Source organism: Segetibacter aerophilus (genome assembly GCF_007991655.1).
GTDB classification, from domain to species: Bacteria; Bacteroidota; Bacteroidia; order Chitinophagales; family Chitinophagaceae; genus Segetibacter; species Segetibacter aerophilus.
This window is the reverse complement of record NZ_BJYT01000007.1, coordinates 123,079-144,933: the sequence shown is the minus strand read 5'-3', so window position 1 is coordinate 144,933 and position 21,855 is coordinate 123,079. Positions and strand designations below refer to the sequence as shown.

General features: G+C 40.8%; 18 protein-coding genes. 7 read left to right on the top strand and 11 right to left on the bottom strand.

The window, feature by feature from the left end:
• Positions 1–66 precede the first annotated feature (66 nt).
• The 3 genes from SAE01_RS10815 to SAE01_RS10805 form a co-directional block, all read right to left on the bottom strand.
• The gene (locus SAE01_RS10815) at positions 67–1,071 is read right to left on the bottom strand and encodes a sugar phosphate isomerase/epimerase family protein (RefSeq protein ID WP_246113210.1); all 1,005 of its coding nucleotides are present in this window, start codon (positions 1,069–1,071) and stop codon (positions 67–69) included.
• Positions 1,072–1,131: 60 nt separating this feature from the next.
• Positions 1,132–1,476: a DHCW motif cupin fold protein gene (locus tag SAE01_RS10810; RefSeq protein ID WP_147203773.1), complete on the bottom strand. Its 345-nt coding sequence runs from the start codon at positions 1,474–1,476 to the stop codon at positions 1,132–1,134.
• 154 nt (positions 1,477–1,630) lie between these two features.
• On the bottom strand, positions 1,631–2,872 hold the full coding sequence (locus SAE01_RS10805) for an aspartyl protease family protein (RefSeq protein WP_246113209.1): 1,242 nt from the start codon (positions 2,870–2,872) through the stop codon (positions 1,631–1,633).
• Positions 2,873–3,040: 168 nt separating this feature from the next.
• Between SAE01_RS10805 and mqnC the strand changes: the two genes are divergently transcribed.
• A complete protein-coding gene (gene mqnC / locus SAE01_RS10800) occupies positions 3,041–4,165 on the top strand; it encodes a cyclic dehypoxanthinyl futalosine synthase (RefSeq protein ID WP_147203772.1) in 1,125 nt (374 codons plus the stop codon).
• A gap of 52 nt (positions 4,166–4,217) precedes the next feature.
• On the opposite strand, the gene SAE01_RS10795 is transcribed toward mqnC, so the two are convergent.
• Complete coding sequence (locus SAE01_RS10795; RefSeq protein ID WP_147203771.1) at positions 4,218–4,475, bottom strand: hypothetical protein; 258 nt, start codon at positions 4,473–4,475, stop codon at positions 4,218–4,220.
• 143 nt (positions 4,476–4,618) lie between these two features.
• Positions 4,619–4,828: a hypothetical protein gene (locus SAE01_RS10790; protein WP_147203770.1), complete on the bottom strand. Its 210-nt coding sequence runs from the start codon at positions 4,826–4,828 to the stop codon at positions 4,619–4,621.
• Positions 4,829–5,164: 336 nt separating this feature from the next.
• On the opposite strand from SAE01_RS10790, the gene SAE01_RS10785 reads away from it, so the two are divergent.
• The gene (locus tag SAE01_RS10785) at positions 5,165–6,211 is read left to right on the top strand and encodes a nucleoid-associated protein (protein ID WP_147203769.1); all 1,047 of its coding nucleotides are present in this window, start codon (positions 5,165–5,167) and stop codon (positions 6,209–6,211) included.
• A gap of 30 nt (positions 6,212–6,241) precedes the next feature.
• Here the strand turns inward: SAE01_RS10785 and SAE01_RS10780 are convergent, their stop codons facing one another.
• Complete coding sequence (locus SAE01_RS10780) at positions 6,242–7,588, bottom strand: M23 family metallopeptidase (RefSeq protein ID WP_147203768.1); 1,347 nt, start codon at positions 7,586–7,588, stop codon at positions 6,242–6,244.
• A gap of 254 nt (positions 7,589–7,842) precedes the next feature.
• Between SAE01_RS10780 and SAE01_RS10775 the strand changes: the two genes are divergently transcribed.
• The 3 genes from SAE01_RS10775 (at position 7,843) to SAE01_RS10765 (ending at position 13,574) form a co-directional block, all read left to right on the top strand.
• The gene (locus SAE01_RS10775) at positions 7,843–8,895 is read left to right on the top strand and encodes an efflux RND transporter periplasmic adaptor subunit (RefSeq protein WP_147203767.1); all 1,053 of its coding nucleotides are present in this window, start codon (positions 7,843–7,845) and stop codon (positions 8,893–8,895) included.
• A 208-nt stretch (positions 8,896–9,103) separates the two neighbouring features.
• Positions 9,104–12,274: an efflux RND transporter permease subunit gene (locus SAE01_RS10770; protein WP_147203766.1), complete on the top strand. Its 3,171-nt coding sequence runs from the start codon at positions 9,104–9,106 to the stop codon at positions 12,272–12,274.
• A gap of 4 nt (positions 12,275–12,278) precedes the next feature.
• Entirely contained in the window at positions 12,279–13,574 is a 1,296-nt protein-coding gene (locus SAE01_RS10765) for a TolC family protein (RefSeq protein ID WP_147203765.1), read from the top strand.
• Here the strand turns inward: SAE01_RS10765 and SAE01_RS10760 are convergent.
• The gene (locus tag SAE01_RS10760; protein WP_218029132.1) at positions 13,571–13,834 is read right to left on the bottom strand and encodes a hypothetical protein; all 264 of its coding nucleotides are present in this window, start codon (positions 13,832–13,834) and stop codon (positions 13,571–13,573) included. The two genes, SAE01_RS10765 and SAE01_RS10760, sit on opposite strands and share 4 nt — an antisense overlap.
• A 101-nt stretch (positions 13,835–13,935) precedes the next feature.
• Between SAE01_RS10760 and SAE01_RS10755 the strand changes: the two genes are divergently transcribed.
• Both SAE01_RS10755 and SAE01_RS10750 read left to right on the top strand, forming a co-directional pair.
• A complete protein-coding gene (locus tag SAE01_RS10755; protein ID WP_147203763.1) occupies positions 13,936–16,032 on the top strand; it encodes a hypothetical protein in 2,097 nt (698 codons plus the stop codon).
• A 66-nt stretch (positions 16,033–16,098) separates the two neighbouring features.
• Positions 16,099–17,274 carry a methionine aminotransferase gene (locus tag SAE01_RS10750; protein ID WP_147203762.1) on the top strand — a complete coding sequence of 392 codons (1,176 nt, stop codon included), beginning with the start codon at positions 16,099–16,101 and terminating at the stop codon, positions 17,272–17,274.
• Between the two features lie 252 nt (positions 17,275–17,526).
• Here SAE01_RS10750 and nhaA read toward each other — a convergent pair whose 3' ends face one another.
• From nhaA to SAE01_RS10730, 4 genes are all read right to left on the bottom strand, one after another.
• Positions 17,527–18,690: a Na+/H+ antiporter NhaA gene (gene nhaA / locus SAE01_RS10745; protein ID WP_147203761.1), complete on the bottom strand. Its 1,164-nt coding sequence runs from the start codon at positions 18,688–18,690 to the stop codon at positions 17,527–17,529.
• 169 nt (positions 18,691–18,859) lie between these two features.
• Entirely contained in the window at positions 18,860–19,348 is a 489-nt protein-coding gene (locus SAE01_RS10740; RefSeq protein WP_147203760.1) for a SixA phosphatase family protein, read from the bottom strand.
• 48 nt (positions 19,349–19,396) lie between these two features.
• Entirely contained in the window at positions 19,397–21,244 is a 1,848-nt protein-coding gene (locus tag SAE01_RS10735) for an amidophosphoribosyltransferase (RefSeq protein ID WP_147203759.1), read from the bottom strand.
• Between the two features lie 54 nt (positions 21,245–21,298).
• Positions 21,299–21,853, bottom strand: coding sequence for an NADPH-dependent FMN reductase (locus SAE01_RS10730; RefSeq protein ID WP_147203758.1), 555 nt, complete (start codon positions 21,851–21,853; stop codon positions 21,299–21,301).
• Between the last annotated feature and the right edge of the window lie 2 nt (positions 21,854–21,855).

The window sequence follows — 21,855 nt, the reverse complement described above, 5'->3', positions numbered from 1 at the left end:
GAGACCGCTGACTTCACATTATAACCGTTTGATAAAAGCATTGCGAAAACAATGAAACCGCTGGTATTAAATACCAGCAGTTACAGTTTTCAATCTTGCCAGGGCAGTTTTTGCTACTAGCAGTGGATCCTGTGCATAGTAGTTTTTGTTGAAAACCTCTACGGACAGAACGAGCGGTTTATCTCTTTTTCCGAGGGTTTGCAGTATTCTTTGAATGGGAGCAACGCCATCCCCAGGATAGATCCTGTCTGCGTCAGTAATAGTGGCGGGAGGCAGGTTGGCGGTATAGTCATTCATGTGAAGAATTTCTACTGAGGCCGGGTTTATCAAGCCTAACGTATCAAGGCTAGAGCCACCTTTATAAAGATGAAAAATATCAAGCAGCACACGGGCAGAGGGATGACCGGACTCAAGAGCAACATAGGTCACCTCGCTGACCCTGCTTAGATTTTTAGAAAATCCCCACATTTCCAATTGAGGTATTACGCCTGTTGTATCACCAAGTTCAAGTACTGTTCTAAAACGCTCTGCTACCATTTTAAGATCAAGCACGGGATTGTTGGTGGCTCCGACAGGTGGGGCAGCAGTTCTCTTACAACCGATTTGCGCAAGTATATCCATCTCACGTTTCATCTGCTCGAGGCCTTCTTTGCGCTTCGCCTCGTCATCTATTATCCAGGGAGCAAAACCGATTGTGTTTTCAACTTTTATTCCTAAATCATCCAGTCGCTTTTTTGCATCTTTAAGTGTACCACCTTCTTTTAAATAAGTTTGCAGAGACTCAATCCAGATTTCGGCTGCTCTGAAGCCCGCTTTCGATATTACTTCCAACTCCTTTACAAACCCCAGCTTGTGACCCCTGATAGTGGCCATGTTAATACAATAGGTAAACTTACCTGAAGTCTTTTGGGCTGCCTGGGCAGAACTAACAACAGGCAAAAAAGGGAGGGTGGCTGTAGCACTTAATGATTTTATGAGATCACGTCTGTTCATGATAATGTAAGGAGTAGTTGTTTGATTATTGAAATTGACGGCATGCTTTTTAACTGTCACCCATCGTATTGATGACAACTAATATTGTTTACAATACTATTACATTTCTATTAACCTTGCTTCGATTATAGGCCACCATCATTTTAAAAAAGCCCCATCTGCTATAAAAATCTTTGCTCCTGCTTTACTGTAAAGCTTGTGACTGCTTTCTTCGTTCGCAACCTGGAAAGTGTTTCCGGCAGTTATTGTATGGATACTATCGTTAGAAAGCTCTATTTCAATCGCACCGGAAATACAGTAAACAATGTGTCCTTTTTGGCAAAAATGATCGGATTCAAAGTTTGATGAATATTCGATTTGCCTAAGTATCACATCTCCCAAATTCAAAGTTTTAATGCTGGCTATCCCGGTAATTCCTTTTTCTTCAACAACTGGAACACGTGTCCAATCGGTTACTGAAAACGGTATTGGGGTTGCCGGCATAACTATACGTTTTTAATGTTTTTGAGGTGTATTTCTAAAAGTAGCATAAAGAAAAAAAGTACAAGTGGGTGACACAACGATGTTGAATTTGGATCCAATTGTTTGCTACAAAAAAAATTACTTGCAGCTTTTTGAGGCAAGGGTTGTATTGGCGTTATTGGACATCTTTATCTAAAAAGCTTCGAACCTTGAGATTGATAATAAACAACTCGCCGTCTCTCACAATGAGCATCTTCAGTTTTGTTCCCACGTCCTGCAGCATGTTTTTATAGCTCTGGATATTGCCGGCAAGTACTGTATTAATTCCGGCTAAGATATCTCCCGGCTTTAAACCCGCTTTAGCAGCAGGCGAACCCTCCATCACGTCTTCGATTATTATTTGCCCGTTTACATCATACATCCCTAAACCGGTATAAGAATAATCAAAGGTTTCGCGGAAATGAGTGTTGGGTTTTAGATGAATTTCATGGTCAGCATAATTTACGATAAGGTTGAAACGGCGAAGCAGATCGTTGCCAATGAGGCCACCCAAAGTGGGGTATGAAGTGACGTTGTAGTCGTCGACAAAAATATGCGCTGGTACTTTTTTAAATCTGTATGGGCCGATTTTTATCTCTTTCACGGTAGTCAGTTTCATTGGCTTTTTACCTCCAATGCCTTCCGCTTGTGTGAACAAGACTTTTTTTCCTTTGACTAAAATACTGCTGTCATTAGCAAAATTGTCGGACATGAGCAGGCAAAGACCCGCACCTGAGTCAAAATAGAAGCGGCTTGCTTTGGTTACGCCATCGGTGATTGTAGCATCAAAAACAGGAATGCCGTTGATCGTTGGCTTTAAAATAATGCCGCCCCTAGGATATTTTATCTTTCCGGGACTGTAGATTTCGAGCATATTGGTGTCATAATCCACTTTTACAATAAACCTGCTAAAAAAGCTGTAACCTATTATTCCATCGATCCTTACCCCGTAGACACTGGTGAGCAAAGTGTAATCATTGATATGAAAATCGAGGTGTTCAATATCTAGCTTCGGCAGGTGTAAGGTTCGGTTCGGGACATAGATAATTTTCCTGATCATAGCTATGCCACGGAGAATTCTTTCGGAGGGAGTTTTAACCAGGTGTAAATATTCAACTATCGCAGAATCTAAGGAAATGCCTCCGCTGCCTGTATCCAGGATAAAATTCAGTGTATCAGGATGTTCATCCAAAAGGGCTTTTACAATGATGATCCCCCCGGAAAGAGTGGTAAAAGGAAATTTTGTTATCAGTGTGGCTTTAGGAGCACTTGCATCTTGCGCAAATCCACGAAAAACAATCGCAACAGTAAAGGATAAGACCAATAAGAATTTTAGAGAGCAGTCGGTTATTTTTCTATTTAGCAATCGTTGTGTCACTCACTTTGTCGTTTAATTTCTGGTCAGGCAAATCCAAATTACAAAACTTATCCTTGTTTACTCTATCACGCATCTAATTTAATTAGCTGTAATTTAAGAAACTGAGACAAAACAAGTTACGGCAGTCGAGAGCCGTGTCGTATTTTTGTGCTTCTTTAAAATGTAGGTATGCTATTAGCGGATCTTTACCAAAAGGCTTTAAATTTTGAATTTCTAAGTGTTGAAGAAGGAGTATTTCTTTTTGAAGATGCACCCACAGCTGACTTAATGAATATTGGAAATCAGCTCCGAAAAAAACAAGTTCCGCACGGTAAGGTTACCTGGATCATTGACCGCAATATGAACACTACTAATGTGTGTATAGCGAACTGCAAATTCTGTAATTTCTATCGCATTCCTGGTCACGAACAAGCATACATAACAGACATCGAAACCTACCGTCGAAAGATAGAAGAGACCTTTAGGTATGGTGGAGAACAACTATTGTTACAAGGTGGGCACCATCCGGGACTGGGTTTACAATATTATGTTGACTTGTTTCGTAAGCTAAAAGAGATGTTCCCCACGCTTAAACTTCATGCGTTAGGTCCCCCTGAAGTTGCTCATATTACCAAGCTGGAAAAAAGTACCCACCGCGAAGTGTTGATGGCCTTAAAGGAAGCAGGAATGGACAGTTTGCCGGGCCCGGGGGCAGAGATACTGGTCGACAGGGTTCGACGATTAATCAGCAAAGGAAAATGTGGGTCTCAGGAATGGCTTGATATAATGGCTGAAGCACATCAACTAAATATCACCACCAGCGCTACAATGATGTTCGGTCACGTTGAGACTGTTGAAGAAAGAATGGAACACCTAGTGAAGCTGCGCGAGGTACAGGCTAGAAAACCAGAAAATGCAAAAGGTTTTATTGCTTTTATTCCGTGGACGTTCCAGGATGTTGATACTTTATTGGCTCGTATAAGAGGGGTTCAAAATTTAACCACAGCAGATGAGTACATTAGAATGATAGCGATAAGTAGAATCATGCTTCCTAATGTCAAAAACATCCAGGCAAGCTGGTTAACTGTAGGAAAACAGGTAGCTCAGATCTGTTTGAACGCCGGTGCTAATGACTTTGGTAGTATTATGATCGAAGAGAATGTTGTTAGTGCCGCTGGTGCTCCTCATAGATTTACTAGCAAAGGGATACAGGAAGCGATTCGTGAAGCAGGTTTTGAACCGCAATTACGTAACCAGCAGTACCAGTTCCGCGAAATGCCCATGCTTATGGAAGAGCAGGTAATAAACTATTAGGAACGGAATTTTTTGAAGAAATAAAACAGCAACCAAATTAGCCAACAAAGGGCTAAAACAACACTGTTGCACCAACCTGTATAGCCAACAACACTGCGATAGCGATACTTAAATTATTCTGTACGCGCTTCAATTTTGCCCTTTCTGCGTTCGGAGTAAATTGGATGTTCGTTGGATTGAAGAATATAAATTGCGAAACTGTCCAGTTCTTGTTTTTATTCTTTACAAATAAAAAGATCTTAACTAAGAATAATATGGCTGCAAGTACGTACGTGTACTTTAGAAGCAGGAAGATGATAAAGTCTAACATAAGTGCTCGTTTTGTTGGGAGCAAGCGTTCGTTTTGGAATACGATAAATATAATAAAAGTTCTTGTAGAACAAGAATCACGGGGAAGACAGACTCTTTCGATCCTGTTCAATCCTTATAAATCCCATCTTTGAAGAAGTTGTATTAGTTGAACGACAACAAGTAGTCAAACTTCACTTCGTTTCCTACAATTTGCCTGTTTTTTATTTGTATAAACCGATTAATAGCTCGTAACTCTGGTAAGGAAAAGAAATCTTTTTCTTCTTCAATCAATTCTTTCAAGATGTTTATTGAGGAATTATCTAACGATCTTACCAGTGATTTAATCTCGGGAAAAGAATAAGTAGCTTGCATAAAAACATCTGTTTACAACGGAGAAATAAGCGGAGATATTATTAGTTCTGATTTCGTTTTATAAAACTAAGAATGAAACCAATAAGATTTCAATAAAAGGACTTATTTAATTTCATCTTAATTTTTATTAAGTAATCTTAACATTTCTGTGACTGCCTTAACCATTCCAGGTTTAAAAAATCCTTCCTTATTTCCTGTTAGTTCTACTCCTTCACTTATCTTTTGCGATAGCTAAAACTTACCTCGTAGTAGATGAAAAAGCTAGCTCTTTTGTTGCAAGAAAAATAATTTTTGACGCAAAAGGTCTGAGCTTGGCTGCGGGGCTATCTTCGCCGAATGACAGGTATAGACAGTGTACAGTTGAGAGATGTTATTGTTCATAAAGTAGGAAACCCAACAAGAAGCGAGAACCTGGTTTTATCAGAAAACGCATTAACTCTAAATGATGAACTTGTAAAAAGGATGCTGACAAAGTATTTCCTTTCTTCGTTTAATGAAAACGAGCACTACCACTTTACCCACTTGAGTGACTTGAATTTGAACGAAGTTTTCACCTATGTCACAAAAATTTTTGAGGACCCTTCTGCTTTTGTAGCTACTTCGGCTTTGCTTGCTAATTTTCTTCATAGTAAAAGTACCCATGCGAGGGTAAAAGAAGGTGAACTATACATCGCCCTTTTTGACCAGGTACCTCTGGGTACGGAATACAAACAGGCTATTGGAATCTTCAAATCAGAAAATAAAGAAAACTTTTTAAAGGTATTTACACATGGCAGGAGTCTCGAAGTAATATCTGAGGAAGGTATTAATATAAATAAGTTAGACAAAGGTTGCCTTGTTTTCAGAAACAATAAAGAGGAGGGTTATACAGTCTGTGTGGTCGATTCGACAAATAAAAAGAATGAAGCTCAATACTGGGTTTCCGACTTTTTACAGGTAGAGCCGTACGCTGACAGCTATCATAATACAGACAAGTATCTGGGGCTTTGCAAACAATTTATTACAAATGAATACGCAGAGAAATTTGAAATTTCGAAGAGCGACCAAATCGATTTGCTAAACCGGTCGATGGACTATTTTAAAACAAAAGACCAGTTTAGCCTGGATGAGTTTGCCGAAGAAGTGATTCATCATGCTGACGTTGTTGATACTTTTAAAGAATATAAAAAGACCTACGAGTCGGTAAAGAATTTTGAAATCGAAGACGAGTTTGACATAAATCTGTCTGCTGTAAAAAAGCAGGCAAAAATCTTTAAAGCAGTCTTAAAGCTTGATAGAAACTTTCACATCTATATTCATGGCCGAAAAGATTTGATCGAAAAAGGATACGACGAACTTACGGGCAAACATTTTTATAAATTATTCTACGACGAGGAGAGTTAATTAGATTTAGGAAAAGACCCCTAAAATCACTTAAAGTAAAAAATTCTTTGGTATCCATCCCACCTGTTTTTGATGTTGCACGAGGTAGAAATTTTTATATGTGGCGAGGATATTGACGGGCTCTCCCGGCAATAATATTGTCTTTCGAGCAGCCATATCGCCAGGTTGGTCCAATAAAGGTTGCTGATTTTTTAAAACCACTTTCTTAATCGGCGCTACTGCGGGAGATACTATATTGTCTGCAACAAAGCCGATATCTCCTCGGGGCAATGAAACTTTATACCATCCGGCCGTTGCTGCTTCCACTTTCAATGGCGTATTTGCATCTAATGTAATCACGCCTTGGCCATTACTTCCGGGTTCAGTTGAAAGGTTAACACGCCGATTATTTCTCACCCATTTATTCAGGTTACCTAGTGATGCCGTAATGCTTTCCGGTGTCTTGCTTACGCGGTTAACGAAAGGTAAAGGATCAATTGCGCCGTGGTATGTGTAAATGCCAAAATGCAAATGTGGATCAGTCGTTCGGGCGTTTCCTGTATTTCCTACCAGGCCTATCGTATCTCCAGTACTAACAGTTTGACCTGGTTGTGCTATTTGTTTATCAAGATGCGCATAGTACAATGTATAGTCCTTGTTATGTGGTCGAAGAAAAATTACCTTCCCACCCAGTACGTTTTCCTGCACACGCGTCACGACTCCGTCAACGGCTGCCACCAGGGGAGTTCCTTGTGGTGCAAAAATGTCTATCCCCTCATGCTTTCGCGCACCCGCATCTCTGCCTGCTCCCCAAAAACTTGCAATGGTACTTTTTACTTTAGGCGTAATAGGGAAGGCGAGCGTTGGGCCGGTACTGATGGAAAGGGTGTACTCTCCCGCTTGCAACAATTCAGGTTGCAATCTTAGGATATAACTTCCCTCCTTGTCGACTTCGTATTCCATCTTTGACGATGTGCTATCCATAGCCAATAAAAACTCAGGCTTCTCATTGGCTGTATTCGCCGGACGCCCTAAATCAACATAGATCGAAAAGCCTCGTGCAGGTTTTTTGCTCAAACTTATCGTAAGTTTTTCACCACGTCTTGCCTGGAAAATTATCCCGACAGCCTTTGGTTCTTCCTGGGCAAAATATCCTGTTTCGCTATAAGGGAGATTTATGGAGACGGGCTTGACAAGACTTTGTGTAGCAGCAGTAAGCCACTTTCTTCCTAACGCAGTCTCGCTTAAACCTGCTTTTGCAATTTTATCAGCATACTGTTCATGCGGACTTTTCTTTCCAAATAACCCTGAAGTATCTGAAGTTGTACATGAAGAGGCAACTAAGAGGATCGTAATAATTGTTGAAAAAAAATGTATAGTACGAGGCTTAATGATCATCTTCGGATCTGTTTCAAAAGTTAAGCCATTGGAGATGAAGGCACCAACACTTTAAAGAGAAAAATGCTCGTTTTTCTATATTCCATTTTTCATACACAAGCTCCCGTCTTTAAAAGTCTTTACCTTAATAAAGCAAACATTTACCGATTAAAACATGCCCCACATTTAAGAGTGCAAACTTTTTACTCTTTCAACAGTTACCCTATTATTTCTGCTTTATCTTTAGTGCTCTATAATCAATACTACTTTATCAAATGAAGTATGCTTTACTCTCAGTTGTGCTTTTAAATTTATTGGCTTTTTCGTGCAAGGGTAAGAAAGAAGAACCTAAAAAAAACCAGGCTCCTCCTCCTCCAACAGTTGATGTTATTATTGCAAGTTCTCAAACGATCCCTAATACTATTGAAGCTAATGGAACTGTAGTAGCCGGAGAGTTCGTAGAGGTAAGGCCCGAAATTAGTGGCCGGTTAACATACTTGAATGTAGCAGAAGGTTCACGTATCACACGAGGAAGCGTAATAGCAAAAATTAATGATGCTGACCTGAGAGCCCAATTAAACAAAGTAAAGGTGCAGCTACAACTTGCGGAAATTACAGTAGCACGCTATAAAAAGCTATTAGATATACAAGGTATTAACAGGGCCGATTATGATGTTGCGCTTAACCAGGTAAATAGCCTGAAAGCAGACATCGGTATAATACAAGCTGATCTTGCCAAAACCGTTGTTCGCTCACCCTTTAGCGGCGTGGTAGGTTTAAGGCAGGTAAGTAACGGAGCCTATGTTACGCCCGCTACAATTCTTGCAACTCTTCAGCAAATGGGTAAAATCAGGATCGATTTTACTTTGCCTGAAAACTATGCAAATTTGCTAAAAAGGGGAAATAAGGTGGTTGTTGAGACGGATGCAAATGCTCAATCAAAAAGACGAGCCACGATCATTGCGATAGAACCACAAATCAGTACCACTACCAGGAATGTTTTGGTAAGAGCGCGACTAGACGATGCAACAAATGTTAACCCGGGAAGCTTCGTAAAAGTATATGTAGATGCAGGTGAAGAAAATGGTATGATGATACCGGCCAATGCTATTATACCCGATGCAAGAGCCAAACAAGTGGTGGTCGTAAAAGGCGGCAAAGCAAAATTTGTAGATATAGAAACCGGTGTTCGCCAGGTAGGTGCCGTACAGGTAACCAGTGGATTGAATGCAGGTGATAGTGTTGTAATCAGCGGTGTGCTATTTGCACGACCTAATGCAGCAGTTAAAGTCAGAAAAGTAAGAACATTGGCAGAGGTGATTAAATAGTTTACAGCAGTAATCATAACGAATAGAACAATTGGTTAAATCATTTCTTCCAGGACTAATAATTATTGCTTAAGAGAAAGTTTCGGTTGCTTTTGTATACTCCCTGACTAAAGAACAAACCGTACAAGAGTGCGACGCAACAATGTCTAGTATAGATCAAAAGACGGCAAATAAATAATTTTTAATAAATCGAACAGCGAGATAAACTATGAATATTTCAGAATTATCGCTAAGAAGACCGGTACTGGCAACAGTTATAAATCTATTGATTATACTGTTCGGCCTCGTAGGATTTTATTTTCTCAGTGTGCGGGAGTATCCTGCAATTGATCCACCAATTGTAAATGTCAGAACCTCTTACACGGGCGCCAATTCTGACATTATAGAAACCCAGATAACCGAGCCGATTGAAAAAGCTGTAAACGGTATTCCTGGTATTAAGAGTATAACTTCTTCAAGCAGTGCGGGTTCAAGTAATATCACGGTGGAGTTCGATTTGAGCGTTTCCCTTGAGGAAGCGGCTAACGATGTTCGCGATAAAGTAAGCCAGGCAGTACGCAACCTACCACAGGATCTTGATGCTCCGCCCGTGGTAAGTAAGGCCGATGCAAATAGTGAGTTTATTATTTTGCTTGCTGTGCAAAGTCACACCAAAGGTTTGCTGGAGCTAAGCGACTATGCTGAGAATGTACTGCTCGAACGATTTCAAACCATCAATGAAGTAAGTGCGGTAAATATATTCGGGCAAAAGAGGCCGGCAATGCGCATTTGGTTTCAGCCTGATAAACTCTCTTCGTTCAACGTATCTTTTACAGAGGTGCAGAACGCGCTTAACCGGGAGAACGTAGAACTGCCTGCAGGAAAGATCGCCGGAAATAATACAGAGCTGATCATTCGAACACTGGGAAGGCTGACTACTGAAAAAGAGTTTGCCGATCTTATAGTGAGGCAAGACTCAGCCGGAATTGTTAGATTAAGCGATGTTGCGAAAGTTGAATTAGGTCCGGAAAATGAAGAACAAAGTTGGAAGTACAACGGCGTGAACGCAGTGGGTATGGCCATCATTCCTCAGCCAGGCGCCAATTATATCAACATTTCTGATGAGTTCAACAAAAGGCTTGAAGACATACGGAAAACAGAAAAGTCAGACATCGAGATGAACGTGCTGGTGGACACTACCCGTAATGTTCGCAGGTCGCTTGAGGAAGTTAAGGAGACCCTTATTATCTCGCTTTGCCTGGTTATCCTGGTAATATTTTTCTTCTTTAGAAATTGGTTGATAGCCATCCGGCCGCTGATAGATATTCCAATCTCGCTTGTCTCTTCTTTCTTCATCATGTACATAGCAGGTTTCTCGATCAACGTATTGACGCTCCTTGCAATTGTACTGGCGACGGGGTTGGTAGTCGATGATGGTATCGTGGTTACAGAGAATATTTTTAGAAAACTCGAAGAGGGAATGTCGATAAAAAAGGCCGCTCTTTTGGGAAGCCGTGAAATCTTTTTTGCTGTCATTTCTACTTCTATCACCCTTGCTGTTGTGTTTCTACCGGTTATCTTCTTGCAGGGATTTGTGGGTAGGTTGTTCCGTGAATTTGGTGTGGTGGTAGCCGGGGCTGTACTGGTCTCCGCACTCGTCTCATTAACCATTACGCCCGTATTGAATGTTTACATGACTAAGAAGAATAGCGGACATGGGAAGTTTTATGAGAAAACAGAACCATTTTTCCAGGGAATGGAAAATGGTTATAAAAAACTTCTAACCAGGTTTGTAAGGGTTCGTTGGATTGCGTGGGTGCTGGTGATTGTTTGCGGCGGACTTATCTACGTGCTTGGTAGTAATATTCAAAATGAAATCGCTCCGTTGGAAGATAAGAGCAATGTGCGCTTAAACATCACCGGACCTGAAGGCGCGAGCTATGACTTTATGACTAACGTAGGAAATGAATTAGTGAACTACCTCTATGACTCTATTCCTGAAAGGGATTATGTTTTTGGATCAATACCAGGTTTTGGTGGTGGAGGTGGCGTGAACTCAGGAAGTTTGAGACTTGCGCTAGTTGATCCTAAAGACAGGACCAGGACACAGTCAGAAGTAGCAAGAGATTTGCAAGGTAAATTGAGAAGGTTTAATAATGTGCGGGCTTTCCCCATTGAAGAACAAACGATCTCTGTTGGTGGCGGCCGTGGTTCATTGCCTGTTCAGTTCATTATTCAGAACCTTGATTTTGAAAAAATAAAAGATGTGATCCCGAAGTTCCTGGAAGAAGCCAGAAAGGATCCTACATTCTCTAATGTTGACGTAAATCTCAAATTCAATAAGCCCGAGTTGCAATTGCAAATCGATCGCATAAAGGCAAAAGATTTAGGCCTATCGATTACTGACGTAGGCGGGGCGGTACAAAGTGCCTTTAGTGGACGAAGAGCCGGTTACTTTACTATGAATGGCCGCCAGTACCAGGTAATCTCGCAGGTAGAAAGAGCAGATAGAAATGAGCCTGTTGATATCAATAACATTTATGTAACTACTGCCTCTGGTCAGAAAGTTCCTTTGAGTTCTGTAGTAAGTATGATAGAAACAAGTAATCCTCCTACGCTGTTTCACTACAATCGTTTCAAGGCAGCCACGATGCAGGCATCCCTTGCAGAAGGCAAAACAATTGGCGATGGGGTAAAGGCGATGCAGAACATTGCTTCAAAATTACTTGATCCAACATTCCAAACTTCGCTAAGCGGACCATCAAGAGACTATGCGGAAAGTTCTTCTAATACAAGCTTTGCATTCGGCTTGGCGCTCATGTTGATCTACCTGGTGCTAGCTGCACAGTTTGGAAGTTTTACCGACCCTTTTATCATTATGGTCACAGTTCCCCTGGCACTTTGCGGAGCGCTGTTAAGTCTTTGGTTGTTTGGACAAACGCTTAATATATTCTCTCAAATCGGAATGATTATGCTTATTGGGCTCGTAACTAAAAACGGTATTTTAATAGTTGAGTTTGCTAATCAGAAACGTGAACAAGGGATACCTAAAGTGCAGGCGGTACTTGAGGCAGCAGCCCAACGTTTGAGACCGATACTGATGACGAGTCTTGCTACCGCGTTAGGTGCCCTACCTATTGCATTAAGTTTAGGAGCTGCAGCAACAAGCAGAATTCCTTTGGGTATTGTTGTAGTTGGTGGCATTATGTTTTCACTGGTCCTCACGTTATTTGTAATTCCAGCGGTTTATACCTTTATATCAGGTAAACACAAAAAAGATGTAAACCTGGAATATGATGAAGTTCACCGCCAGGAAAAACTGGAAGAAGAAAAGTTATTACACTCAGGAAATGGAATAGGCCGTGAAGAATTAAAACCTTCACCTATGATAACAAATTAAACAGATGAAGAAAACACTTTTAAGCGCATTTCTTCTTTTTGCAATTATCAGGATCGATGCACAAGTTTTAACATTGCAGGAAGCAATCAACATTGCATTAAAAAATAGTCTGGATATTGAAATCGCAAGGAATAATGTTACCGCCAATGAAATCAATAATCACATTAGTGTTGCCGGCGGTTTGCCTAATGTAGATGCTAGTATCACCAATAACCAGTCTCTTACCAATCTTACCCAGAACCTAAGTAACGGTACTACCACTAAACGAAATGGTAACCTAAACAATTCGTTAAACGGTGGCATTGGTGGTAGTTTGTTACTGTATAATGGCTTAAGGGTACATGCAACCAAGAAAAGACTTGAGGCACTGCAACTACAGAGCGAACAGTTAGTAACTACGCAAATACAAAACATTGTAGCGAACGTGATGCTGAAGTATTACGATATAGTTCGCCAAAACAGCTACATAGAAACTTTAAAACAATCCATCGAAGCAACGCTCCAAAGAAAGAAGATTATAGATGTTCGACAAAGTGTAGGTCTTGCAAACAATGCTGACACATACCAGGCCCAACTGGATCTAACAGCAAGCCAGCAGGAATTGCAGAGCCAGGAACTGGTTATTATGCAAGCCAAATCAGACCTGATGAACTTAATGACTCAAAGACCTGATAGCGCCTTCGCAATTAGAGATACCATTATTGTAGATAGCACAGTCAACTTTAATCTGGTTAGGGAAAACCTTCAAAGAAACCCCGAAGTATTGTCTGCGGAACAGGAAATCAGGATAAACGAACTAATTGCCAGGGAAGTAGGCGCCCAGCGTTATCCTTCCGTCTCATTAAACACCGGCTTCAACTATGCACGCACTCAGAGTAGTGCCGGCTTTACTTTATTGAATCAGAACCTTGGTCCATATATTGGCTTCACTGTAGGCGTACCCATTTTTAACGGTGGTCTTACTAAAAGGCAAGTGCGGGTTGCTGACATATCTACGAAAAATGCGGGCGTGTCACGCGAGATCTTATTGAATACTTTAGAAACTTCTGCCGTGAAATCGTGGCAGGCATATCAGAATACTTTGCAGAGGTTACAGTTAGAAAAGGAAAACAACAGGATCGCCGCTGCACTATTACAGTTAACCCTTCAACGCTACGAGCTTTCTGCTGCTACAATTATAGAGGTTCGCGAGGCACAACGAAGTTTCGTCGAAGCCGGATACAGGCTAACCAATTTATCATATTCAGCAAAAGTTGCCGAAATTGAATTAAAGCGTCTCGCAAGCCAATTAGGCATTTAGATTTCTTTTGCCACTTCCATAATGAATGTTTTTGTCTGACCGGCAGTTGATCTTCTTTCATACCTGGTTGTGTCACTCCCTTGTACTGTATTTCTCATAGCGGCTTTGTTGTTTCTTCCTCCGAAATAAGCAACATTGATTTCGTTTGATTTTGATATTGAGCTTTGCATCATTTTTCGTTGCTTTTCAAATTCTTCCATAATAGGTAGCTCCATATTAACTCCAATCGGCTTATACCGTACCCGAATTGAGCTAACCAAAATTTTCCTGCAATCTCCTTTCGCAGCCCGCGTTTAATTAGTGTTGCTTCGGTAACGCGGTTTTAAAGTCCAATATCCTATATCCAATATCCAATTTTCTCATGAAAAACCTAACGCATTTTGCATTAGCAATACTACTGTTTTGCTCGTGCAGAAAAGTTGATCAACAATTAATTCCAGGTAAGGTTGTTGTACCGGAAGAACAGCCGTCCACTATTCAAAATCTTGGACATGTCTTTTCCGGTACAAACATTACATGGAAGATCCACCCATTAAACGCTGGCAACGAACCTCTCTTTACTTATCTACCAAGTCAAAATTCCGGTTACTGTTTATTGATGATTGACAACGGAAACATGGATGGTCTTACCCCCATAAATGCTTTTCGGTTTGTAGCAGTTAACATGCAAACAAATTCATCTAAAATCATCCCAGTCAAAGGACCAGATGGTAACGCTGCTAACTATTCTTTTGGTAGAATTATCATGGGCATTTTTGGAATGGATAAAAAATATTACGTTGCCACCCAAGGTTCTCCTACCGGCGGCGGACATCTTATTCAATATGATCCCTCTACCCAGACTGCGATCGATCTTGGCAAACCATTTAAAAAAGGAAATTCTGCGCTTGACATCTATACTTTAAATGTTGGTACCGACGGTGCCCTTTATGGAGGATCTTTCGGCGACGAAGGTGATGTGAAGACTTTTAGGTACGATTATAAACGTTTTGCCGTCGACGCTTCTACGCTCGACAATACATCTCGTTTCGTTACCAGTGTATCCGGCGATAGCAAGTATACTTATGCAGTTTGCGGAAAAAATAACTGGTTCCTATACGCAATTGATAGAGAGACTGGCGAAAAAAGAACTTTAAAAAGTAACAGTGGAAGCGGCGTTTCTATAGATATAGCCAGCCACACGGATGCGCCTTATGCTCATTCGGTTGCTACACATTTCAGACTATCAGGCTTTACGTCAACGGCTCTCAAAGAGTACGATAGGCCTATGACAAACAGGATGATCTACGTTCCGTATTCCGAAACGGATGCTACTGTGCCCCAGGTTTTTTGGAACGACGTTGAGAAGAAGGTTGTGTATAAACTAAATAATGGCCAGGCTGGTTCGATACCTGTTACTGGTTTGCAGGAAGATATTTATCCTACTACCGGCCCGATGATGTACTCAAATGATAAGCTCTATCTCGTCTGCTACAAACAAGGTTTATTAGGGTCTTATGCAAAAAGTGAAGGATTCAAAAAATTAGGTTGCACAAGTATGGGTATTCTAACTATGCTAATGCCTCCCGCTACAAGCCCTGATGCAGGTAAAATTTTTATGGCGGGATACCCGAAAGGAGCTTTGTTGCAGTATTCACCTGTACAAGACTGGACCGTGAATGTTGCGGGATTTACAAATACAAACAGTGGGTTTGCAACTACATCGTCTAACCCAAAACAAAGCGCTTTCTTCCAGGACGCTGATGCGTCAGGAACAAATGGCTCTATGAGTTTGCTCGGTATTAAGTATACCAAAAGCGGCTATGTTGCGGGTGCGGGCAATAACGATCGCATCACAGTTTCTGCCGGCCGTGAGCTAAGTATGGGCAGTTATAGAAACGGTACCGTTCGTAACCTTTACTTGCCTGAATTCTCGCATTACGAGTTTCAATCAATGTGTTTAACCAAAGACAGCAATTATGCGCTTATTGGAGCGGTACCTAAAAACGGTAAAATCGAAAGATTATATAAGTACGATCCTGTAACCAACAGTGTTGTAAAATCATGGGATATTCCGTTGTGGGATGATTTGTATTCTCCGCTCAGTCCTTTAAATAACGATTTACTCGTCGGCTTTTGCGGCGACGTTGTCTACCTTTTTGATCTTACGACAGGACAAATAATCTGGAAAGAGGTGTTGCATAGAAAAATCTATTCGATGACAGTAGGACCTGATAATTCAGTTTACATCAACTATATGAATTCATCGGTGTTCAACTACAAGATCATCAAGTATAATTTCGATGTAAGCGACCGCTTAAACCCTAAGGCAACAACAAAAGTGATTACAGAATTAGACGACCAGGACAATAACGAAAGAAGTAAGCCATCAGGAATGTTGGTGGTTCCAAGTGGAATCGCGGGAAACTACGACTTGTTTATTTCTGGATTGAACTCATTATATCGCATTAAGGTTTAGGGTTTTTTATGGGTACGGATTAATAGGACGAGGCTGTCACTGGGAAGTGGCAGCCTCAATTTTTTTATGCTACTTTTGAAAAAAGCACCAAAATTGATCCTAAATAGCAAGCTGCCTAATGTTGGTACCACTGTTTTTACAACCATGAGTCGCATGGCCACTGACCATAACTCCGTCAATCTTGGCCAAGGCTTTCCTGATTTTGAGATGAGTGAAGACCTGGTTGAACTCGTATCAAAAGCAATGAAAGATGGTTTAAACCAATACGCCCCGATGGCTGGTTTACCAATATTGTGTGAACGAATAGCAGAAAAAGCGTCTGACCTTTATGGTGTAGAAATTAATGCATCGACAGATGTTACAGTAACTCCCGGGGGTACTTATGCAATTTACACAGCGCTAACCACCGTACTTGAACCCGGTGACGAGGCCATCGTTTTTGAACCTGCCTACGATAGCTACATTCCTAACATCGAAATCAACGGCGCTGTTCCCGTTTTAATTCCGCTTGAATTTCCCGGCTACTCAATACCTTGGGATGTGGTAAGAAGCAAGATTACGGAGAAGACGAAAATGATCATCATCAACTCTCCACATAACCCAACCGGCAGTGTGATAAGAGAAGATGATATTGAACAATTACGGCAAATAGTAAAAGGCACCAATATCTTTATCCTCAGCGACGAAGTGTATGAGCATTTGATATTTGATGGTCTACAACATCAAAGTATTCTTCGTTTTCCGGACCTACTTGAGCGCGCTTTTGTTTGCTTTTCCTTCGGTAAAACTTTTCATAGCACAGGTTGGAAAATCGGCTATTGTATTTCAACTGCTCCCCTGATGAAGGAATTTAGAAAGGTGCATCAATTCAACTGCTTTTCTGTTCATACTCCATCACAAGTTGGCCTTGCCGGTTATTTACAGAATAAGGATTCGTACAATAACCTTGGTGCCTTTGTACAAAAGAAAAGGGATTATTTTAATCAACTAATGGCCGCAACCATCTTCAAACCCTTACCAAGCTTTGGAAGTTATTTTCAATGCTATAGCTACGCAGGACTAAGTGAGCTGGGTGACAAGGACCTTGCAATTATGCTAACAAAACAATACGGTGTTACACCTATTCCTGTATCAGCATTTTATCATGAGGGAATAGATAATAAAGTGATAAGATTTTGTTTTTGCAAAAAAGAGCAAACGCTGGAGAAGGCCGTGGAGAAACTGGCAAAATTTAGAGGATAATTTCACCGTTCATTTTTTAAACGTCTAGAAACAAAAAAACCCGTCATCAAATGAAAGGTTTTAATAGCGGGGCTCTAAAAGAGTTAGGTAGTAAATAAGGGTTTAGAGTCCAGTTAAGGTTAGGTAGAAAAGGAAGTTGTTTTTTAAATGCAATACAAATCTAGCCTACTCCCCTTGGGTGCACTATTAAACTTGCATTAAATGAACTTAAATAGTTATAAAAGAATAAACTCACGTGTCCTACAAATTCCTTTAGGTTTTTGCACTTCGTCTTAAAATAAGCAGGCCGGTTATAGCAGACAAAGCAGATCCTATTAAGATACTTAGTTTAGAATTTATAATAGTGTTGCTATCATCAAAAGCAAGGTTACCGATAAACATAGACATTGTAAAACCGATACCTCCCAGAAACCCAATGCCGATTAATAACTGAAAGTTGATCCCCTTCTGCAGTTTCGCTTTTGCAAACTTTATCAGCAGGTATGGAAACAAAACTATACCTATCACCTTACCTACAAACAATCCTGCAATAATGCCGGCAGAGTTTGTATTTAAAATAGCTTGACTAAAGTTGTTTGGTAAAATGATGGCAGTATTTACCAACGCGAAAATCGGGATGATAACAATAGCAACAGGCTTATGTAAAAAATGCTGTAGTCGCAACGAAACGTTTTTTTCATCCGTTTTGTGAAATGGTATTGCGAAGGCAAGCAACACTCCCGATAAAGTTGGGTGAACACCTGATTGCAGAAAACAATACCACATTAGTAGCCCGGGCAATAAATAAAATGCGAGGTTAAAGACTTTCATTCTATTAAAAATAAGGAGCAACCCAAAGATGGCTAATGCGACAGCCAAGTAGGAAAAAGTTATAGTAGCGGTATAGAAAAAAGCAATCACCACAATAGCACCTATATCATCGATAATGGCAAGTGCAGCAAGGAAAACTTTTACTGAAGTAGGCACTTTATTGCCAGCCAGTGCAAGTACACCTAAAGCAAATGCGATATCAGTAGCCATCGGTATAGCGAAGCCACTTTGTGTAGTTGTACCGTTGTTTAGTATGAAGTGTATCAGGGAAGGAACCAGCATTCCCCCAACAGCAGCCGCAACCGGCAAGATGGCTTTTTTTATGTCTGACAATTCTCCTACGTATATTTCTCTTTCTACCTCGAGTCCTACCATAAGAAAGAAGATTGTCATAAGGCCGTCGTTCACCCATTGTTCTACACTATAATTAAGAGATCCATTTGCGAAGGAAAGATCAATCTTACTATGCATGAAATCAACATAAAAATCTCCAAAAGACGAATTAGCTATCGAAAGGGAAATGATTGTACAAAACAGCAGTAGCAGCCCTGCAACTTTCTCGCTGTCGAAAAAGCTTTTGAAAAGATTGGAGAATCGATCGATCATTTAAAGGTTTAAGTTCTTTTAGGACTATTTCTGCTATTTGCGAAAAACAATGAAATTTTGAAAAATTTCTTTAATGGGTGGTAATTGATATTCAGTAAAAGTGAGTGACACAACGATGGCGCTATGAAAGGCTACAGTTGGAAACCAAAAACATTTTTTAGAACCCACCTTAACCAGCTTTGGGATAATCGAAAAACCAGAACTCCTTCTGTGCACCTTCAAAGTCAGACCACTTTTTTAGATCGGCCTTTACTGCGAAGACTGCGCATGTGGGCATGTCGTCAATAAAAGTGGCTGTGAGTTTACTTGCAAAAGTGGTGATACCAGGGTTGTGAGAAAACAGGGCAACATGTTTTAGATCATTATCAAGGCCGGCAATTGTATTAAAAAAATCGCTTACTCCGGCCTCATATAAAGCAGGAACGATGATGATGTGCTTCTGCTTCTTATCGTAAGCTTCTGCAAAATAGGTTGCGGTAGTTAGGGCTCTTTTTGCAGGACTACTTACGAAAGCATCTATTTTGACATCTTTTTTCAACAGCCTTTTCGCCATTGCGGCAGCATCAGTCTCACCACGCTGGTTTAAGGGACGGTCAAAGTCTTCTACATTAAAATCCCAGCTACTTTTTGCATGTCGAACAAGAAGTATTGATTTCATAAACAATCGTTTAAAAGACAATAATAAGTGGATCGAAGATGTACAAATTTAGTAGCCTCTTGAATTGCTTCCTTCCATATAATTAATAAAGGCCTTATTAACCACCTTGTTACCCCCTGCCGTCGGATAGTTGCCGGTGAAGTACCAATCCCCTGTATTTGTAGGACAGCTCGCGTGCAAATCCTCGATGGTTTGATAGATCACTTCAACTGGAAAGTCAATGTCTTCAGGTGTAATTAACTGCGCAATTTTTCCTGAGATCTCCTCTGTTGTAAAAGGCTTGTAAACCTGCCGTACTACATTTTCAAGATGTAGCTTATTGCACTGTTGCAGTTGCAGGCATTTCTGATACAAATCCTGTAACAACATTTCCTGGCCAGTTTCTTTTAATAATTCAACCGCAGCTCTGAATGCAATGAAATCGCCAAGTTTGCTCATGTCGATGCCATAGCAATCAGGATAGCGAATTTGTGGCGCTGATGAAACGACTATGATTTTTTTAGGACTGAGCCTTGAAAGCATTTTGACTATACTTTCTTTAAGTGTCGTACCTCTTACAATGGAGTCATCTATAACCACCAATGTATCTTCTCCCCTGCGAACTGTTCCATACGTGATGTCGTAGACGTGCTGAACCATTTCGTTCCGGTTCGAATCTTCTGTTATAAAGGTTCGAAGCTTTACATCTTTTATGGCAATTTTTTCCTGGCGGATTTTACGGTTGATCATCGTCGCCAGCTTCTCTTCGGTCACATCGCTTCCCCAACTTAAAATACGCTGCACCTTTATTTGGTTCAGGTAATCTTCCATTCCCTTACACATACCATAATAGGCGATCTCTGCGGTATTAGGGATATATGAAAAAATGGTGTCTTTTAAGTTATAGCTTACAGCTTCCAAAACTGCCTTGCTAAGGTGATAACCAAGAGCAATTCTTTCGCGATAAATTTTTTCATCACTACCGCGCGAAAAGTAAATGCGTTCGAAACTGCAGGCGCGTCTTTCTTTTACGTCCAGTACCTGTTCAACTCTGTATTCGCCATGTGCCTCAACTATTAGTGCATTGCCCGGCATTAACTCATGCACTTCATTTTCACCTACGTTAAAAGTCGTTCTGATTGCGGCTCTTTCACTGCCAGCAACAATTACTTCATCATCAATATAGTAATAAGCCGGGCGGATACCATTGGCATCTCTCAGTACAAAACTATCACCGTTACCGATCAAACCACCAATAGTATAACCACCATCAAAAAGGGATGCAGCCTCTTTTAAGACGCAACCAAGATTAAGTTTTTCAGGGTTTTCGGTATCTGCCTTTACAAGAAAGTGATGAATGACCTCAAGCATGGCAGCGAGGTCGCTTTGTTTAGAAAACGTACCGGGATCAAATCCTATATGCTTATATAGTTCTTCGGTATTTACAAGGTTGAAATTGCCCGCAAGCGCAAGATTCCTAGCTGGAATTACCTCTCTGCGGATGAAGGGATGACAAAAATCAGCGTTGTTCTTTCCCTGCGTACCATATCGTAAGTGACCCAACAGTAGTTCGCCCAAAAAAGGAAGGTGGCCTTTTAAAAGCCCCGGATGTTGTTTTATAGTCGGCTGAAACTTTTCGAGCTCTGCTACCTCTTTTCCGATCGTAGCAAAAAGGTCTGCAATTGATTGGGGAGCAACACTTCTAATTCTGTGCAAAAAGGGATAACCTGGTTCTACATTTAATTTTACTGCTGCCATCCCGGCACCATCTTGCCCACGGTTGTGTTGCTTTTCCATCAGCAGGTACAACTTGTTGAGGCCGTAGAGAACAGTACCGTATTTTTGAAGATAATACGAGAAAGGCTTTCGTAAACGAATGAATGCGAGGCCGCACTCATGCTTTATGTCATCACTCATGGTATATTAAAAGAAGGGGCGAAGGTACAACTCCCCAGTAAAAAAATTACTTAATTAAGACTTCACACAACAAACGCGCTCGGCAAGCCAAAGAAATTCGGTTACAAAAGTGTGTATAGAATTAGAAAACGACTCGTCTATCAGGTTGCCCTCCACGTCAAATTTCTTGTCTACCTGCGGTGTGATCAGCATGTAAGGACTTGGTATTCCAAATAAAGCACCGACTAACAGTTGTAGCTGCTGGCTTGCTCTCATTCCTCCCATTGAACCTGTAGACGCTGTGGCTATCCCGAAAGCTTTATGGAACTGTTTTGGAAAATGATCAAAAAGATTTTTCATTGGTGGCGTATAACTGCCATTATATTCCGGCGTAACGATGATAAAGGCATTGGCACCAAACATTCGCCGAGCAAGGGGCTTATATTCGTCAGGCGTATTGTCGATGGAAGAATACACTTGTTCCTGTAAAGTGGGAAAGTTCCATTCGCGCACGTCGAGGATGTTGATAGTGTGCGGCGTTTTTTCTTTTAATAACTTCTGCAAAAAAAGAGCAAGTCTAAAGGTTACACTTTCTTTTCGCGGACTTCCTGAAACAATCTCGATATTCATTA

Bases quoted from the DNA above. Each gene is read 5' to 3' on its own strand.
- SAE01_RS10810 (WP_147203773.1), bottom strand. From the start codon at position 1,476: ATGCCGGCAACCCCAATACCGTTTTCAGTAACCGATTGGACACGTGTT.
- mqnC (WP_147203772.1), top strand. From the start codon at position 3,041: ATGCTATTAGCGGATCTTTACCAAAAGGCTTTAAATTTTGAATTTCTA.
- SAE01_RS10795 (WP_147203771.1), bottom strand. From the start codon at position 4,475: ATGTTAGACTTTATCATCTTCCTGCTTCTAAAGTACACGTACGTACTT.
- SAE01_RS10790 (WP_147203770.1), bottom strand. From the start codon at position 4,828: ATGCAAGCTACTTATTCTTTTCCCGAGATTAAATCACTGGTAAGATCG.
- SAE01_RS10785 (WP_147203769.1), top strand. From the start codon at position 5,165: ATGACAGGTATAGACAGTGTACAGTTGAGAGATGTTATTGTTCATAAA.
- SAE01_RS10780 (WP_147203768.1), bottom strand. From the start codon at position 7,588: ATGATCATTAAGCCTCGTACTATACATTTTTTTTCAACAATTATTACG.
- SAE01_RS10775 (WP_147203767.1), top strand. From the start codon at position 7,843: ATGAAGTATGCTTTACTCTCAGTTGTGCTTTTAAATTTATTGGCTTTT.
- SAE01_RS10770 (WP_147203766.1), top strand. From the start codon at position 9,104: ATGAATATTTCAGAATTATCGCTAAGAAGACCGGTACTGGCAACAGTT.
- SAE01_RS10765 (WP_147203765.1), top strand. From the start codon at position 12,279: ATGAAGAAAACACTTTTAAGCGCATTTCTTCTTTTTGCAATTATCAGG.
- SAE01_RS10755 (WP_147203763.1), top strand. From the start codon at position 13,936: ATGAAAAACCTAACGCATTTTGCATTAGCAATACTACTGTTTTGCTCG.
- SAE01_RS10750 (WP_147203762.1), top strand. From the start codon at position 16,099: ATGCTACTTTTGAAAAAAGCACCAAAATTGATCCTAAATAGCAAGCTG.
- nhaA (WP_147203761.1), bottom strand. From the start codon at position 18,690: ATGATCGATCGATTCTCCAATCTTTTCAAAAGCTTTTTCGACAGCGAG.
- SAE01_RS10740 (WP_147203760.1), bottom strand. From the start codon at position 19,348: ATGAAATCAATACTTCTTGTTCGACATGCAAAAAGTAGCTGGGATTTT.
- SAE01_RS10735 (WP_147203759.1), bottom strand. From the start codon at position 21,244: ATGAGTGATGACATAAAGCATGAGTGCGGCCTCGCATTCATTCGTTTA.
- SAE01_RS10730 (WP_147203758.1), bottom strand. From the start codon at position 21,853: ATGAATATCGAGATTGTTTCAGGAAGTCCGCGAAAAGAAAGTGTAACC.